Origin of the sequence: Aequorivita sublithincola DSM 14238, from assembly GCF_000265385.1 — a bacterium.
GTDB lineage: Bacteria > Bacteroidota > Bacteroidia > Flavobacteriales > Flavobacteriaceae > Aequorivita > Aequorivita sublithincola.
On record NC_018013.1, the window covers coordinates 336,739 to 354,406 of the forward strand.

Consider the following 17,668-nt stretch of genomic DNA (forward strand, 5'->3'; position numbering starts at 1 on the left):
CGTTGTAGAGCATTAAAAAACTTCCAGAAGTGATTGAATTTTTAATTGGATTAAGGCAATATACAGTTTACCTAATTTTTGGATTGTTTGTGATTGGTTTTATTTCCATTGGTCTTTTATTTAAACCTAGATACAGAAAAAAAGGACTAATCGGAATAGGACTTCTTTTCATCACAGGTTTTTCAATTCTTGGAATGAACTTTATTATAGCAAGTGCTATACGCTTTGAAATAGAGGAAAGAGCAGAAAGTGCTATGAAGACTAATTCAAAAATATTTATCAATGGTCAAGAAACGAATGTGGACTCTGAGCAATTTTTAACTGATTTGTCAAAGATAAATGGTTGGTATTTCACCAAAAAATCTCATCCCGAAACGAAGTACGTGATTAATGTTATTTCGGAAATAGACACCTTGGACATCGTTCTAAAAAGGGACTCCAAAAATGCGGAGGAATACTGGACCTATTTGCCAAAATATAAATACGAGCTAGAATTGGACTTGCTAGAAACTAAAGTGTTAAACGGAATATCTGGAGAAAAATAACACTCTACAACAAAACCTATAAGTAATATGGACTTAGGTTCCTATCTGAAGGGTCTGAGCGTATTTATGAACACCGCCAAATCTTTTGGATTTGGCTTTTGCCGAAAATGATAAAGCAAAACAAAAAGATTTGGCTAATCGCGTGGGGGAAATATAACGGCGCGTTTGCCACGCACTACTCATAGCTAAACCGTTCTAATGCATTAAAGAAAAATATTGAAAGAAAAATAAAACGGACACTATTCTAATAGTAACAATAAAGATAAAACGGAATAAAACGTAAAATTGAAAATATGAAACCAATAAATAATTCCGCTCCAGTTAAAGCCGAAAAATCGATTATTATAAATTCAGACATTGACAAAGTATGGCAAATATTGACCGATATCGACAATTGGTCTAATTGGAATTCTGACATTTCTAAATCAAAAATTAATGGCGAAATCCGAAAAGCTCAAACGTTTGATTGGAAAACGGGAGGCACAAAACTTCACTCTGAAATCCATACTTATAATCCGAAAAATAAATTTGGTTGGACAGGAAAAGTTTTAGGTGTTTATGCTATTCACAATTGGAATTTAACTGAAACAGAAAATGGAACTACGGTTTTGGTAGCAGAAAGTATGGAGGGATTTTTAGCCAAATTATTTAGGAAATCATTTCAAAAAACACTTGAAAACGGAATGACCAATTGGCTTGAATTAATGAAAAAAGAATGTGAGAAATAATGCACCTCATCAAAGTAATGTGGTAAAAACCAACTTAGGCCGTATATAAAACAGTTACTATTTATTTTAAATAATTTCCCCATCCCTAGTCGCTCTTCGCTAATCCCTTTCAAAAATTTGTAACAAACCCCCAACCCATTCGTCATACAAACAACCTCCCGAAGCTATCGGGACCAAAACCAATCTCGTGGAAAACATTCTCACAATAAACAATCTTACCAAGAAATTTGGCTCGCTAACAGCCGTGGATAATCTTTCCTTTTCAATTGAAAGAGGCAACGTTTACGGTATTCTCGGACCGAATGGAAGTGGAAAAAGCACAACTTTAGGAATCGTTCTAAATGTAGTAAACAAAACTGCTGGCAACTTTCAGTGGTTTAATGGCAACATTGACACCCACAACGCTTTAAAGAAAGTAGGCGCCATCATTGAACGCCCCAACTTTTACCCGTATATGACGGCGTTTCAAAACCTGCAATTGGTTTGTAAAATAAAAGAAGTTTCCGAAGTAAAAATTACTGAAAAGTTACAGCTCGTTGGTTTGATTGACCGAAAGGATAGTAAATTCAGCACCTTTTCATTAGGTATGAAACAACGTTTGGCAATCGCTTCGGCATTGCTCAACGATCCTGAAATATTGATACTTGACGAACCTACAAACGGTTTGGACCCACAAGGAATTCATCAAATTCGAGAAATTATTAAAACCATTGCTTCAAAAGGAACAACCATTTTACTGGCTTCGCATTTGTTAGATGAAGTTGAAAAAGTGTGTACGCACGTAGTTATTCTTCGGAAAGGAGTTAGTCTTTATTCTGGCAGCGTGGACGGGATGAACGCCAGTCACGGTTTCCTCACGATGCAGAGTAATAATATGGACTTGCTTCAAAATGCTGTGGAAGGAAATTCCACTTTTGGAACGGTAAAACGAGAAGGTGATTATTTAATAGCCTACCTCAACATACCAATGGATGCTTCAGAAGTAAACAAACTTCTTTTTGAAAAAGGCATTACCCTTTCGCACCTTGTGAAACGCAAGGAAAGCCTTGAAGAACAATTCCTTGAACTAACCAAACAAAACTAATCACGATGCTACGATTATTAAATATAGAACTGCAAAAGCTGCGTTATAACCGTTCGGCAAAGGTTATTTCAATCATTTATTTCGTGCTTATTACCTTCATCGCACTTATCGCTTCCATAGAATTTAACTTTGGAAATATTCACTTTCGCGTGGCGGATCAAGGGATTTTCAACTTTCCGTATATCTGGCATTTTACCACTTATATGGCGGCCATTTTAAAATTATTTTTGGCCATCGTGATTGTGTCAATGATGAGTAATGAATACAGTTACCGCACCTTAAAACAAAACCTAATTGACGGCTTAAGCAAGCGGGAATTTGTGCTTTCAAAGTTTCTCACTGTACTACTTTTTGCCTCTATTTCAACGATATTCATATTTTTAGTATCACTGATTTTAGGTTTAAGTTTTTCAGATTATAATGAAATCAGCATCATTTTTAGCGATATGGAATACATTGGCGCCTATTTCATAAAACTCGTTGCATTTTTCTCTTTCTGCCTTTTTCTTGGCGTTTTGGTGAAGCGTTCTGCCTTTGCCCTCGGCTTTCTATTTGTTTGGCAGATAGTGGAATGGCTTCTTTATGGCTTGATGAAATGGCAGTTTTTTAAAGGTACAGAAATCGCGGATAATGTTGCTCAGTTCTTTCCTTTAAATGCAATGGCAAACCTCATCAAAGAACCTTTAAGCCGCTTGGGAGCTATTCAATCTGCCGCAAACCAGTTGGGAGAAAATTTCACAAAAGACTATCACGTTACTTGGCTTAATGTTTTGATTGTTTTAGTCTGGACGGCTCTTTTTGTCTACTGGGCCTACGCCATTCTTAAGAAAAGAGACCTTTAAAAAGCAAATCTTCTCTTCATATTTTTTCTCTGCGATACCCATAGCTATCGGGACTGCGACTCTCTGTGTGACTCTGCGTAATAACTATAACGCAGAGTTGCGCTGAGGAAACACAGGGATACACAGAGATACACAGAGAACTTAGTTTTATAAAAACCTATCTTCTTAAAACAATAGAGCGTCATTTTTAAGTATATTTAGCGAACAATCAACTATTGGTTTTTCTTTTGAAGCATTCAATTTTCATACTTTTTCTGTTCTTTTCCTCTGTGGTTTTTTCACAGGATATTGCGCTGTACAAACAATTCAACGGGCATTACGACTATCTCGCTTTCGGAAACACCTTAAATACTGAAGAAAACGGACAAGGCGGTCAATGTTTCATTCTTACCAGCAGTAGCGCCAATTTTCAGTTACAATCTAATCAACAAGTAGTTGCGGCTTATCTTTATTGGGCAGGTTCTGGTCCTGGAGATTTTGATGTAACTTTTAATCAAGTTCCTATAACTGCCGAACGCACTTTCAATGTTATTTATAATAGTGGTCAGGATTATATATATTTTTCCGCCTTTGCAGATATTACCCAACAAATCAAAAACACTGGAAATGGCAACTATACACTTTCAGATTTAGACCTCACGCAAGTTATTCCTGAATATTGCAGTCCGCCGGGTTCGGGGACAAATTTTGGCGGTTGGGCAGTCACCGTGGTTTATGAAGATGCAACCCTTCCCAGTAACCAAGTGAATGTTTTTGACGGTCTGGAAAGCGTTAACCGAAACAACCAAACCTTAGATATTACCTTGAACAATCTTATGGTTTTAGACACTCAAGGCGCCAAAATCGGTTTCCTTGCTTGGGAAGGCGATCGCGGCATTTCAGTAAATGAAACGCTTCGTATTAATGGCAATATTCTTAGCAATCCACCCTTAAATCCTGCGGATAATGCCTTCAATGGCACCAATAGTTTTACGGGAAGTGATGTGCTTTACAATATGGATATTGACGTGTATCCTATTTCAAATTATATAAACACGGGCGATACTTCAGCTACCATTCAACTTACCAGCGGACAGGATTTCGTGATGGTAAACAACATCATCACCGTTCTAAACACTGAATTGCCCGATGCAACCATTTCCATAGATAAAGTAATTGGCGACACAGAATGCGGCAATCGAGAACTTACGGTAGATTACACGGTTTATAATTTGAATAGCACAGATATTTTACCTGCAAAAACGCCCATCGCTTTTTATGCAAATGAAACTTTAGTAGCCCAAATTGAAACAGTTGCTGCTATAGCTATTGATGGGCAGGAAAGCGGAAGTATTACGTTCACAATTCCCACTAATATTGAAGCAGATTTTATTCTGAAAGTCGTAGTTGACGATACCGGCAACGGAACCGGAATTGTTAACGAAACAAACGAAGAAAACAACGAAGCCGAAACCTCAATTCATTTACTTGTAAACCCTATCATCAAAGGACTTCACAATCTGGAAACCTGCGACATTATTGGGGAAGAGATTTTTGATTTAACCGAGGCTACTTCACAAATAGAGCCGATTTACACATTGAGTTTTCATCTTTCAGAAGTAGAAGCTCAGAACAATTTAAACCCAATTCTCAACCCTGAAACCTTTAAAAATACTGAAAATCCACAGACTATTTTCATCCGCGTTTCAAACCCAGATTGTTTTTTGATAGCTAGTTTTACGGTGGAAGTTCTCCCTTGCCCTTTGCCTGATGCCACGATTGTAATTCCTGAAATTTCCGCTTGCCGCGACCGGGTTTTATTGCTTCCGTTTACGGTTTATAACTTGGAAGCCACCGCTCCGCTTCCTGCAAATACTTCGATAGCTTTTTATGCGGAAGGAGTTTTAATTGGTCTTTCAAAAACACAAAACAGTATTCCAATCGGCGAAAGTGAAATTGGTGAAATAGCACTGCTTTTATCTGAAAGTCTACCCGATACTTTTTCAATAACCGTTGTGGTGGATGATGACGGCAACGGCATTGGTTCTGTAGAAGAATTGCTTGAAGACAACAATACATTTACGCAAATCATTTCATTTGAAAGCATCCCTCCCATTCCCAATTTGCCAAATCTTTTGGAGTGCGAAAAAGGTTTTGAAAAAGCTATTTTCGACTTAACGGTACAAGACGATTTAATTCGCACTGCGCAGGATGATGTAGTGCAATATTTCACAACTTCGGAAGATGCTTTACAAAATACCAACCCAATCTCCAATCCTTCAGAATTCGAAAACGACACAAATCCTCAGACGATTTATGTGCGACTGGAAAACGAAATCTGCTTTACCACAGCTTCTTTTCAATTGACTACGGAAAAGTGCGCGCCCTTTATTCCACAAGGTTTTTCACCGAACAATGATGGCATCAACGATACTTTTGAAATTAGCAACCTGCTAAACATTTACGAAAACTTCGAACTAAGCATCTACTCCCGCAACGGGAATCTAATCCATACCGCCCACAACGCCGATGGTTTTTGGAACGGCGTAGCAACAAAAGGACTTCTCTTTAGAGGTGAAACCGTGCCGGTAGGAACGTATTATTATGTTTTGGCACTTAACGACCCTAAATATCCAGAGCCTTTTATTGGGTGGGTTTATGTGAATTATTAAGGAGGAATTATAGTTCAATAAGAGAATTGTAAAAACATAAATTCCGCAAGCAGATAGTTCATAGCTTTTTTAGAATAGCTTTATCTTTGAATTAAAAAATTATGATTTATGGCTTCTGTACTCATAACTCACAACTCCGAACTCATAACCAGAAATGCCCAGACCCCAACCAAAATCGATCACCGATAAAGAAAAGAAAACCAGCGTCAAGGATTCTTTTAAAGCCTTAAAAACCATCCCGCGTTTTTTTAGGGAAATATACCGTAGCAGCCCAAAACTGTTTTTACTAAACGCTTTCAGTAGGCTTATCAATGCTTTCACGCCTGTAGTAATCCTTTGGGTAGGAAAAATGATTATTGATGAAATAATCCTTCAAGTTTCGCTGCCAAACAAAGATTTCACCACGCTTTGGAATTACGTTATCATCGAATTTTCCGTCGCCGTACTTTCAGATTTGTTGGGAAGATTAATAAACTTAACCGACGGACTTTTGGGCGATTTATACTCCAATATGTCTTCGGAAAAAATAATTCGGAAAACCGCCGAACTGACAATTGCGCAATTGGAAGACCCAGAGTTTTACGACAAACTGGAACGCGCCCGAACCCAAACCAATAGTCGTGTAGATTTAATGAGTAACGCTTTGGGACAGGCAGAAAGCCTTATTTCGATGATTTCCCTGATTGCAGGATTGGTTTATTTTGAACCTATTCTGATACTAATTCTTATCGTCAGTATCATTCCTTCTTTTATAAATGAAGCCAAATTCAGCAGTACGCGCTATTCGTTGGCTCGTAGTTGGACTGCCGAACGCCGCGAGCTGGATTACCTCCGCTTCATTGGCGCCAACAACCAAACCGCCAAGGAAATAAAGCTTTTCGGCCTGACCGATTTTATTGCGGAACGCTTTAAAAATCTATCAACTGATTATTACCTCATCAACAAAAAACTGTCGCTCAAGCAGAGTTTTTATGGTTCGCTATTTAATATTTTGGGCGTGCTTAGTTATTACGGCGCCTACGTTTATATAATTCTAAGGGTGCTTACCGGATTTATTACTATTGGAGAACTAACTTTTCTTTCTGGTTCGTTTAATCGCTTGCGTGCCAACTTGCAGGGTTTCTTTTCGCGCTTCACCCGTATTTCCGAGAGCGCGCTTTATCTGAAAGATTATTTCGATTTTATAGATTTAACTGTCGAGCAGACTTCCGAAGCAAAAACCCCTATGCCCAAAACCATAACCCAAGGTTTTCAGGTTAACGATCTGCATTTTGCTTATGCCGGCAGCGAAACCGAAGTTCTAAAAGGTGTAACCTTCAAACTAGACGCTGGCGAAAAAATGGCTTTCGTAGGACAAAACGGCGCGGGCAAGACCACGCTTATAAAACTCTTCCTCCGTTTTTACGAACCCACGCAGGGCGAAATCCTGTTGGACGGCATCAACATAGACAAATTTGATGTGGACGCCTACCGAAAACGTTTTGGCGTAATCTTTCAGGACTTTTTTAAATACGAGTTTACCCTGCGCGAAAACATAGCCGTGGGCAATATAGACGAAGTACAAAACGACGAAGTAATAAGCTACGCCGCCAGTAAAAGTCTTGCCGAACAGGTAGTGAACGAAATGGCATACGGCCTAGAACAACGCTTAGGCAGAAGGTTTTACAAAGGCACCGAATTGAGCGGCGGTCAATGGCAAAAAGTCGCACTGGCACGCGCCTATATGAAGGATGCAGACATTATGGTGCTGGACGAACCCACCAGCGCGCTGGATGCCCAAGCAGAGTTTGATGTTTTTGAACGCTTTATAGCCCTCACCAAAGGCAAGACCAGCATTATTATTAGCCACCGCTTTAGCACCGTACGTATGGCAGACCGTATTTTGGTATTGCAAAACGGTCAAGTGCTGGAGCTGGGCACGCACGAACAGTTAATGAAAAACCCAAAATTGTATGCGGATTTGTTTAAGTTGCAGGCGGCGGGGTATCAGTAGGATTTTTCTTTGTGAAGAATAAAGTTGCATATTTGTAATTATTTAATAAAAGGAATTATATATGGGACTATTTAAAAGAAAATGGAATATGTTTTTCCATAATTTGAAAGAATATTCCCTATTTATCTCCATAATATTTCCAATAGGTCTAGCTCTCTTAATTTGGGGTTATACTACCGAAGAAAATTATTCGAGTACCTTAGTTTTAATTGGCTATATCCTTATGATTTTTTCAATAATTATAACTCTATATAAATCTTGGCCAGAGAAAAAAATTGAAACTAAAAAAATATTAGGGGATACTATAACATTAGAAACTTTAAACTTTTTAATTCCATCTGTTTCCAAAATTGGTATCGTAGGTCCTTCTAGTGTTGGAAAAACTACATTAACAGAAAATATTACACAATCCTCATATTCAAAGGTTAGAACTCAAATTACGGCTGCTATTATATGTAGCACAAGAAAATACCCAATCAAATATTTTGCATTAATTGATGGTCCAGGTAATAATACACCCGAACAATTTAATATTATAAAAAATTCAGAAATATTAATAATATTAATGGATCACAATAGTTCAGATGATTCTAAAGAATTTCAACAAAATCGACTACAAGAAATTTCTAATTTAAATAATCAATTCAGAAATTTACTTAATCAAGAGAAACTTAAATTAAAACAAGTTCACTTACTTTTGAACAAAAGAGATCTCTGGGTTAATGAGAAAGAAGAAAAAAGAGAAATTTTAAATAATTGGTTTATTGAGGAAGTTAATCGTTGGAATACGGGTAGTTTTGCGAATTATGTTACCTCTGATTGTTATTCTAATCGAATTAATAGCGATTTAAATGAATTAATAAAAAATTTAAAAATATGAAATTACCAATAATAATAGAATCACCAAATTTTCAATTTGCTATAGTTGGCCCTACAGGTATTAATGAAGGTGTAATTGTGAAAAGCAATCAATCTAATAATGATTTAATAGGTTATGCGAATTTGATTTATACAAACAATGAAATTGCTGGCCAAAGATTTAATTATGGTAATAGTGGTTATTATCATTGTTGGAGTGATTATATTTCATTCTATTTCGATAAGTCTCAAGTTAATGTAGAAAATCGTCAATTTAAAGTTTTAACCGTTTGGAGTGAAAAAAATTCTTATTCTAATATAAATTCAGAAATTGAAAAATTAATTAATAGAATAATTTTTGATATATATAAACTTGCTTTTGATGAAAACCTTACTTCTGAAACAAAAATAAACAATATTAGTTGGTTAATTTCTCCAATAATATTTTTAGGTTCACAGTCTAATAGATAGAATTAAATGTGACTTAATTCACTAAAAACATTTTTATGAATTTTGAAAGATATTTATTGCCTTCAATACGCTAACGCACTTTTGTATAGCGTGTCCATAAAAATGAAGAAGAAACTGTAAGTTTCAGTAAATCAATTATACTATTATATTCAGCATTATAAGTGTTGAATTTAAGCTTATATACAATGAGTATATTATGAAAGATAACAAAGACATAATTTTGGAGTTCCTCTCAAAAAATAGAAATCAAGAATACAATCAAAGAGGTCTAAAAGAAGAACTATTCCCCGCATTAAATGAAGATATCGTAAAGGATTTGTTATATCAAATAATTAAATATAAATCCAATTTACTTAATGTCTTTAACGAAACTAATCTTGGAGTTTTATTTGTGCAATATACGGGTTTGGTTGACAGCTTTCTTTTAAATGGCGGTTTTACTAAAATAGAAACAGATTTAAAAATTGAAGGCGGTATTCTACAGCAAAAAGAGAGTTTAGAAATTGAAAATTTAGAGTTGGAAAATGCCAATATGAAATATCAAGAATCTATTAGGGAAAAAGAAGAACAGATTCGTAATCTAAATAAAGATAATCTAAGATTAAATAATTGGGATATTCGATTTCGTTGGTTCATTGCTATAATAACATTTATAATTGGATTCATAATAAATTTTATATTGAACAGATAAAATTCCCCCCGCTAGCGCGAGCGTCCCGCTCGTGAATATATTTAATTATTTACAACACCAATCTTGAAAGAACCAATAATTCAAATTAAACAAAAAAGACTTCCTCGATAGCCCACGTTTACAAAGTGTACCCACAAACCTGCTCAACAGACTATAAATCTCGCCAAATTCAAAGTACACATTGCAAACAAGCACAAGCAAAAAAACTACACGGTAAAATAGCTAATTACTATATAGAATAAATTTTTGGCTTGTTGTTTCTGAAATTAAAATTCAATCTTTACAGAAATAATAAATTCAAAAAGATATGCGAATTGGAATAATGAGCGCGATGAATGAAGAAATTCAATCTTTGATAGACTCTGTTGAATCCCCAAAAGTTAAAACCCTTGGAAATAGGAAATATTATCATGGAAAGCTATGGAACCACGAAACTGTGTTGGTGTTCTCGCGTTGGGGCAAAGTGGCATCTGCCTCAACAGCTGCAACATTAATACTAAAATACAATGTAGATTTAATACTTTTTACGGGCGTTGCCGGCGCAATAGACAAATCGTTAAATATTGGAGATATTGTTGTGGGAGATCATTTTTACCAACACGATATGGACGCAAGACCATTTTTTGAGAAGTTTGAAATCCCCCTTATCGGAAGCTCCTTTTTCTCTTCGAACAAAGAAGTAAATATAAAACTGAAAGCAGCTGCAGAATCCTTTTTGGCTTCTAACGAAATAAGCAATGAGATTAAAACCAAGTTTGATATTAAAGCACCCAAAGTGATTATAGGCACTATTGCCAGCGGCGATAAATTTGTTTCAAGCACTGCGGAATCCAATGCCATCAAAACCGCGCTACCGAAGGTTATGTGCGTAGAAATGGAAGGAGCAGCAGTTGCTCAGGTTTGTTCAGAATATGAGATTCCTTATGGTATAATCCGTACAATCTCAGACAGTGCAAACCATACTGCCGATATTGATTTCTTACTGTTTACAAAGGAAATAGCCAATAAATATTCCATAGGCATTATAAAAAATTTTCTTACCCTCAAATAGTTAAGACTTCTATGAAAATTACGAATTTCCATAGGTATGGAAACTTATAGACTTTATTTTCAGTATATAATTATTAAATTAGTAGCTTAACCGGACAACAACTCAAAACTGTTTACAAAATTAGTGAGAATGACAAATTCAATAGAAAAAATAATAAGTCAATTAGAATTGCAGCCACATCCCGAAGGTGGTTACTTTAAAGAAACCTACAGAAGTAACGGAGAAATTAAAAAAGATAGTTTAGACAAGGCATACAATGGTACAAGAAGTTACTCAACTTGCATCTATTTTCTGTTGACCTCAGCTAATTTTTCAGCTTTTCACAGGGTAAAACAAGATGAAATTTGGCATTTTTATGATGGTTCGCCCATACGTTTACATATTATTTCAGAAGCTGGCCTCCACACTAAGCATCTTATTGGTCGCGATTTCAACAATGGCGAAACCCCTCAACTTATTGTTCCAGGCGGCTGTTGGTTTGCTGCTGAAGTAATAAATGAAGACGCCTATTCATTAGTTGGCTGTACGGTAGCTCCCGGATTTAGTTTTGAGGACTTTGAGCTTAAATCCAAAAAAGATCTCGTTGCCCTATTTCCTGATAATGAAGAAATAATTTCAAGATTAACACATCATTGAAATAACATCGGTAACAAACTGACCGATAAATAGCAATCTTTGGCACGAGCATTCTGCTATTTTTCTAGCCAATGTCTAGCACTAAAAAAGTTTACAGTTATGGAAACTTCACTATCTTTGTAATGGTTTAAATTGAATCTTCTGAAAATGATAAAACGTTATGAAACAATATTATTAGAAGAAGCATTTGAATTTATCCAAAAACAGAATTCAAAATCCAGAAATAAAATTCTTCAAAATATAAGAAGAGCCGAGCAACATTCAGACCCTAAATTCTTCAAAAAATTAAACGACAATATTTGGGAATTTAGAACTCTATATGCTGGTATTCAATTTAGATTATTAGCTTTTTGGGATAAAGAAAATAAAAGCAATACCCTTGTTATTGCAACTCACGGAATTATAAAGAAAACCAGCAAAATGGATAAAAAAGAAATTGAAAAAGCAGAAAATATTAGAACAAGCTATTTTAAAAATAAGAAGTAATGAAAAACTATAAATTAAGCGAAGCCGAAGACATTTTAATAGGAGAAAAAGGCACAAAAGAACGGGACGAATATGAGTTTGAATTAAAGCTTGAACTCATTGGCGATATGATAAAAACCGCCCGAAAAAAAAGAAACCTAACCCAAGAACAGTTGGGTGAATTGGTAGGCGTAAAGAAAGCCCAAATCTCAAGGCTTGAAAACAGCACCGGCAATGTAACTTTTGAAACCGTTATGAAAATCCTCGATGCCCTCGGAGCTAAATTAAATTTTAAGCTTCAACTTCAATAAAACTGAAGTTGAAGTTGAAAACTTGAGAATAAAATGTAAATTGAAGTCAAAAAGCACTATCTAAACTAGCAATTACCCACTTCAACAAAACAATGGACAAGTATCAAGAAACATTCAATACGTGGAATAAAATAGCAGAAGCCTACCAAGATAGGTTTATGAATTTAGACCTGTATAATGAAACCTACGACGCATTTCTTGATTTACTGAATAAAAAAAACGCCACGGTTTTGGATTTGGGTTGCGGCCCCGGAAACATCACCAAATACCTTTTATCAAAGAATGCAGCTTTAAAAATAAAAGGAATAGACATTTCAGAAAACATGGTTGAACTGGCTAGAAAAAACAACCCATTAGCTGCTTTTGAAGTGTTGGACAGCCGTGAAATAGATAGTTTAACTGAAAAATTCGACGCTATTGTTTGTGGGTTTTGTATTCCTTATTTGTCGCAATCCGATTGTGTAAAACTGATTGCCGACTGCAAAAATTCACTTAACAAAGCTGGAGTATTATATTTAAGTTTTGTTGCGGGAGATTATAAAAATTCTGGGTTTATATCTGGATCCAGCGGAGATAAAGTCTATTTTCAGTATCATAATTTAGATAATTTGAAAAAAGAACTAAAAGCCAACTCATTTGAAACAAAAGAAATATTTTTAAAAAAATATACAAAAGCTGACGGTGTTGAAGAAAAGCACACAATTATACTATTGAAAAAACAATGAGCAAACTAAGGGTACTTTCAATCTAAGTTTCGCGATTTTCAACGGAAGCTTTTCAAAATCCCAAAACAAAACTCCTTTTTAAAACTTATATTTGAAATCAATTTTAAAAAAGGGATGGAAGTAAACGCATTAACAATTACAGCAATCGTTTCGTGCGTTATTAGTGTTCTCCTTGCTGTATTTTTACTATCCGTAAAGTCTAAAAATAGTATTAGTAATAAGCTTTTCGCAACCTTTTTAATTTTAAGCGCTATAGATTTAAGCGGTTGGTTTCAATACTTATACCTCCCCGGATTGTCCAGCTTTGGAATGGCGAAAAGTTTGCTTTCATTTCTACAAATGCCCTTTTTTTACTTTTATGTCTTGTCTGTCTGTTATTCAGATTTTAAGTTAAAACCAAAACATTTACTACACGCAATTCCTTTCGTAATTGCGAATTTAGTTATGACTCCAAGGTTTTATGCGTTAGACAGAGATAGTAAATACGCGCTTTTTGAAAATTACAATCGTATTTGGGAAATTATTTATATCCATATTTCTATTGAATTACAATTCATCATTTACATTGCTTTAGTTTTTGTTATTCTAAACAGATATAAAAAAGTATACCAGCAAAATTTTTCCGAAGCAAGCTCAAAAGCATTTGACTGGCTATTTCAATTTACTTTGGCCTCTGCAATAATTCATAGCGTTGTTCTTTTAAAAAATATTTTAAAATACACCGATGCAGAAAAAACATTTGATTCCGTTCAGCTTTTGGTAAGTGTTTTGGCGTTAATTATAATCTGTTGGTACGTTTTCAAAGCCTTAAAATATCCAGAATTGTTTAATGGTATAAATTCCAAAACGGAATTAGTTCCAGTTTCTATTACTAAAGAAGTCTCTGTAAATCCCAAGGAAATTGAGCTATTAACTTCTTATATGCAAACAAAAAAGCCATATTTAAATCCGTCACTTTCCATCCGGAATTTAGCGGAAGAACTAAAAATGAATCCTAGAGATTTATCTATTCTGATCAATCAAAGGTTGAATCAGCATTTCTTCGACTTTGTAAATGAATATCGCATAAAAGAAGCAATGGATATTTTGAGCGACTCGAGTAAAAAGGAGTTTACCATCTTGGAAATTTTATATGAAGTGGGTTTTAATTCTAAATCTTCCTTCAATACTGCCTTTAAAAAGCACACCGGAAAAACACCCACTGAATTTAGAAAAGACACTTAAAACCAATGTGTTAACGTAAAGTCGAACGCTGGTAAAATAAAGTCGAACTCATTTTTTAATTATAAATGAGTTCGACTTTACGTTTTCGGTCGTGTAAAATCTATTGCTATCGGACTTTTGTTTCATCAAAAAAATACTAAAGATGAAAACAAAAATGAAAACAATCGCCTTTTTAATCCTACTGCTAATTCCAACAATATTTTATGCGCAAACAATCACAGGAAAAGTGATGGATAACGCAGCTACAGTTCCTTTTGCAAATATTACCGTTACAAATAATGACGAAATAATTACAGGTACAATAACAGACGACAATGGTTTATTTACCCTGAAAATAGTTCCGGGAAACTATATATTAACAATCAGTTTTATTGGCTATACAAATGTGGAAAAAGCGATTTCAGTAGAAAAAGACATTGATTTAGGTACAATTATTTTACAGGAAGATGCCGAATCTTTAAACGAAATTGTTCTTAAAGTTGAAAAGAGAAGTATAGAGCGCAAGATTGACAGATTGGTTTTTAATGTGGAACAAAGTATTGCGGCAACCGGAGGAAATGGATTGGATGTTCTAAAAATTACGCCTGGCGTTCAGGTGCAAAATGGAGTTGTAGAAATTCTTGGCAAAGGTGCGACTCAAATATTGATTAATGGTAGAATTTCTCCATTGCAAGGTGATGAACTGGCTAGTTTTTTAAGTGGAATTTCAGCAAGCGACATTCAAAAAATAGAGGTAATTACAAATCCGTCAGCAAAATATGAAGCTTCCGGCAATGGCGGGTTGATCAATATAATTCTCAAAAAAGGAGTTCAGGATTCTTGGAAAAATTCTACAACAATTTCCTATAATCAAAACCGATATAATTTTACAACCATCAGCAATAATTTCTTCTATAATAAGAGAGATATTTCTTTTTCGGGAAGTTTAAACGCTACCAAAGGAAGTTTTGAAAATGCAGAAGGTATTTTAATAGATTACCCCACGAACAATTGGGATATTGATGTGGATTCTGAAATAGGAAAAGACCAGTTTTCTGGACATTTTTTAGTTGATTATGCCCTTTCTCCAAAAACCACTTTCGGTTTGCAATACTTAGGAAACTTGACAAAGCCGACAATAGAGGGAACAACGACTTCCAAAATCTTTGATAATGATAATAATTTACAAAAAACACTTATAAATCAGGGCGATAATATTGTGGATAATAAAAACCATAGCTTAAATTTTCACGCAATTACGCAATTGGATTCCATAGGGAAAAGCATTTCTTTTGACGTAGATTATTTTACCTTCAATTCAGAAAATAGTCGCGATTATTTCACGGAAGAATTTGATGTTTTCGATGTTTCGCAAGGCATTAACGATGCCGCCTTAAATATCGCGAATCAAGAAATAGAGAATTTCAGTTCGAAAATTGATGTAGATTTTATGCTTGGAAAAATCAATCTATCTTATGGAATAAAGGCAAGTTTCACCAACACTAAAAGTGATGTATTGTATTATAAAACGCTTTCTGGATCGGCAATCTTAGATCAAAACAGATCGAATGAATTCAAATATGCTGAAAATGTTTTAGCTGGATATATTTCTGGAAATGCCAATATTAGCGAAAAATTAAAAGTTCAGTTTGGTTTGCGTTTGGAAGACACAAAAACGAAAGGAATCAATGCAGAAATGGATCAAGAAACCATAAATAAATACACGAAGCTCTTCCCCACCCTTTATTTTGCGTATGCTCAAAATGATGACAGTAATTTCAGGTTTTCGTACGGAAAAAGAATTAGCAGACCAAATTTTAGAAACTTAAACCCGTTTCGTTTTTATATAAACACGAATAGCTACAGTGTTGGAAATCCGTTTTTACAGCCTTCATTTTCAGATAATTTTGAATTTTCACATTTATACAAAAAGAAGTTGAATTCGAGCATTTTCCTAAATATTACAAAAGATGGCTCGGGAACGGTTTTCACTTCCGATGCAGAAAATCAAAATCAAATAATTACCCGAGAAAACTATTACAATCAATACAATTATGGTATTACAGAAAGTTTTTCCTTCAATAAATTGAAATGGTTTAAAAGTGAAAACAGCATCAACGTTTTAGGTTATTACACAAAATTCACCAAAAATTTTGGCACAACTCCAAAAAATGGACTTCAGCTTTATGTTACTTCAAATAACACATTTTCTTTAAGTGAAAAAACCAAATTACAGCTAAATTCATATTACAGTTCACAACATAATAGAGGACTATTTAGTGTTGGCGAAATGTTCGATTTGTCTTTTGGAGTACAACATAACTTTAAAGAAAACTTGAAAATGTCTTTACTATTTAGTGATATTTTTAATACTGCAAGTTTAAAAGATTATATATCTACAGTAAACGGAATTGAGCAAAATTACAGCCAGGATCTAAGTTCTAGAAATTTAAGAATTTCCCTTTCTTACGATTTTGGAAACAAAAAAGTAAACGTGAAAAATAGAAATTTCGGAAATGACGATGAACAAAAAAGAAGTAATTAGTGAAACAAGTTTTTAATATTTTTGTGAATCTCAATCCTCCAAAATCCCAATATTTAAAACCTGTAAATCCATTAATCGTCCAAAAAGCTTCCCTATTTTTGCAAACTTAAAGTTAGACGCAAATGGCACTATCAGATTTTATACTCAATTCCAACGAAGCGACTATTGGCTTGGATGAAATCCATTTTAGCGAAGTGAACAAAAATGCTCTAAACCAATTGCTGAAGGAGTTTAAGCACCTCACCATTTTAAACCAATACAAACTTCCTGTTGACAATAAAATTTTCCTATTTGGCCACACAGGTTGCGGAAAAACGACCACTGCCAAAGCCATTGCACAGGCTTTAAACAAAAAGATAATTATTCTATATCTAGGAAATATCGTTTCTTCTCGTTTGGGTGAAACCGCCAAAAACATCACCGAAGTCTTTAAAAAAGCAATGCGAGAAAACGCAGTTTTGCTTTTAGATGAATTTGATTCCATCGGAAAACTTCGGGACCACGACGATAAAGATTCCGCCGAGATGAAACGCTTGGTAAACACGGTAATCCAATTGATTGATGAACTTCACAATGACACGCTTTTGATTGCCGCCACAAACCATTCCAGCGTTATTGATACTGCTTTATTAAGAAGATTTCAATTGAAATTAAAGTTTGAATTGCCAAACCAAAAGCAATTGGATGGTTATTATAATTCACTTTTAGAGCAATTTCCAGAAGAATTCAGCAATGTAGAACGGGTTTATAATATTTCGTATGCCGAAGCAAAGGACATCACATTTAGAGCGGTAAAAAATGCTATAATTTCAATTGAAGAAACCAAAACACAGCCTAAAGTTCACGAAAATTTGGAACAATAACTTAAA

The 17,668-nt window shown here is 34.8% G+C and carries 17 protein-coding genes; all 17 read left to right on the forward strand.

Annotated elements, in window-relative coordinates:
- The first annotated feature begins 29 nt into the window (after positions 1–29).
- A complete protein-coding gene (locus tag AEQSU_RS01635; protein ID WP_014781109.1) occupies positions 30–545 on the forward strand; it encodes a hypothetical protein in 516 nt (171 codons plus the stop codon).
- Between the two features lie 293 nt (positions 546–838).
- On the forward strand, positions 839–1,273 hold the full coding sequence (locus tag AEQSU_RS01640; protein WP_014781110.1) for an SRPBCC family protein: 435 nt from the start codon (positions 839–841) through the stop codon (positions 1,271–1,273).
- Between the two features lie 187 nt (positions 1,274–1,460).
- Entirely contained in the window at positions 1,461–2,357 is an 897-nt protein-coding gene (locus tag AEQSU_RS01645) for an ABC transporter ATP-binding protein (protein ID WP_014781111.1), read from the forward strand.
- Positions 2,358–2,362: 5 nt separating this feature from the next.
- Positions 2,363–3,199, forward strand: coding sequence for an ABC transporter permease (locus AEQSU_RS01650; RefSeq protein ID WP_014781112.1), 837 nt, complete (start codon positions 2,363–2,365; stop codon positions 3,197–3,199).
- 227 nt (positions 3,200–3,426) lie between these two features.
- Complete coding sequence (locus AEQSU_RS16050) at positions 3,427–5,850, forward strand: T9SS type B sorting domain-containing protein (RefSeq protein ID WP_157429239.1); 2,424 nt, start codon at positions 3,427–3,429, stop codon at positions 5,848–5,850.
- A 154-nt stretch (positions 5,851–6,004) separates the two neighbouring features.
- Positions 6,005–7,843: an ABC transporter ATP-binding protein gene (locus tag AEQSU_RS01665; RefSeq protein ID WP_014781114.1), complete on the forward strand. Its 1,839-nt coding sequence runs from the start codon at positions 6,005–6,007 to the stop codon at positions 7,841–7,843.
- A 61-nt stretch (positions 7,844–7,904) separates the two neighbouring features.
- Positions 7,905–8,723 (forward strand): GTPase, encoded by an 819-nt coding sequence (locus AEQSU_RS01670; protein WP_014781115.1) that lies wholly within the window; start codon positions 7,905–7,907, stop codon positions 8,721–8,723.
- The gene (locus AEQSU_RS01675) at positions 8,720–9,172 is read left to right on the forward strand and encodes a hypothetical protein (RefSeq protein WP_014781116.1); all 453 of its coding nucleotides are present in this window, start codon (positions 8,720–8,722) and stop codon (positions 9,170–9,172) included. The genes AEQSU_RS01670 and AEQSU_RS01675 overlap by 4 nt, the downstream gene beginning before the upstream one ends.
- A gap of 196 nt (positions 9,173–9,368) precedes the next feature.
- Entirely contained in the window at positions 9,369–9,863 is a 495-nt protein-coding gene (locus AEQSU_RS01680; protein ID WP_014781117.1) for a hypothetical protein, read from the forward strand.
- 307 nt (positions 9,864–10,170) lie between these two features.
- Positions 10,171–10,914, forward strand: coding sequence for a 5'-methylthioadenosine/adenosylhomocysteine nucleosidase (locus AEQSU_RS01685; RefSeq protein ID WP_014781118.1), 744 nt, complete (start codon positions 10,171–10,173; stop codon positions 10,912–10,914).
- A 129-nt stretch (positions 10,915–11,043) separates the two neighbouring features.
- Positions 11,044–11,550, forward strand: coding sequence for a cupin domain-containing protein (locus AEQSU_RS01690; protein WP_014781119.1), 507 nt, complete (start codon positions 11,044–11,046; stop codon positions 11,548–11,550).
- Positions 11,551–11,697: 147 nt separating this feature from the next.
- A complete protein-coding gene (locus AEQSU_RS01695; RefSeq protein WP_014781120.1) occupies positions 11,698–12,036 on the forward strand; it encodes a type II toxin-antitoxin system RelE/ParE family toxin in 339 nt (112 codons plus the stop codon).
- A complete protein-coding gene (locus AEQSU_RS01700; protein WP_014781121.1) occupies positions 12,036–12,326 on the forward strand; it encodes a helix-turn-helix domain-containing protein in 291 nt (96 codons plus the stop codon). The genes AEQSU_RS01695 and AEQSU_RS01700 overlap by 1 nt, the downstream gene beginning before the upstream one ends.
- Positions 12,327–12,418: 92 nt before the next feature.
- Complete coding sequence (locus AEQSU_RS01705; RefSeq protein WP_014781122.1) at positions 12,419–13,051, forward strand: class I SAM-dependent DNA methyltransferase; 633 nt, start codon at positions 12,419–12,421, stop codon at positions 13,049–13,051.
- Between the two features lie 114 nt (positions 13,052–13,165).
- Positions 13,166–14,275: a helix-turn-helix domain-containing protein gene (locus tag AEQSU_RS01710; protein ID WP_014781123.1), complete on the forward strand. Its 1,110-nt coding sequence runs from the start codon at positions 13,166–13,168 to the stop codon at positions 14,273–14,275.
- Positions 14,276–14,417: 142 nt separating this feature from the next.
- The gene (locus tag AEQSU_RS01715; protein ID WP_014781124.1) at positions 14,418–16,799 is read left to right on the forward strand and encodes a TonB-dependent receptor domain-containing protein; all 2,382 of its coding nucleotides are present in this window, start codon (positions 14,418–14,420) and stop codon (positions 16,797–16,799) included.
- 122 nt (positions 16,800–16,921) lie between these two features.
- Positions 16,922–17,662 (forward strand): AAA family ATPase, encoded by a 741-nt coding sequence (locus tag AEQSU_RS01720; protein ID WP_014781125.1) that lies wholly within the window; start codon positions 16,922–16,924, stop codon positions 17,660–17,662.
- Positions 17,663–17,668 lie beyond the last annotated feature (6 nt).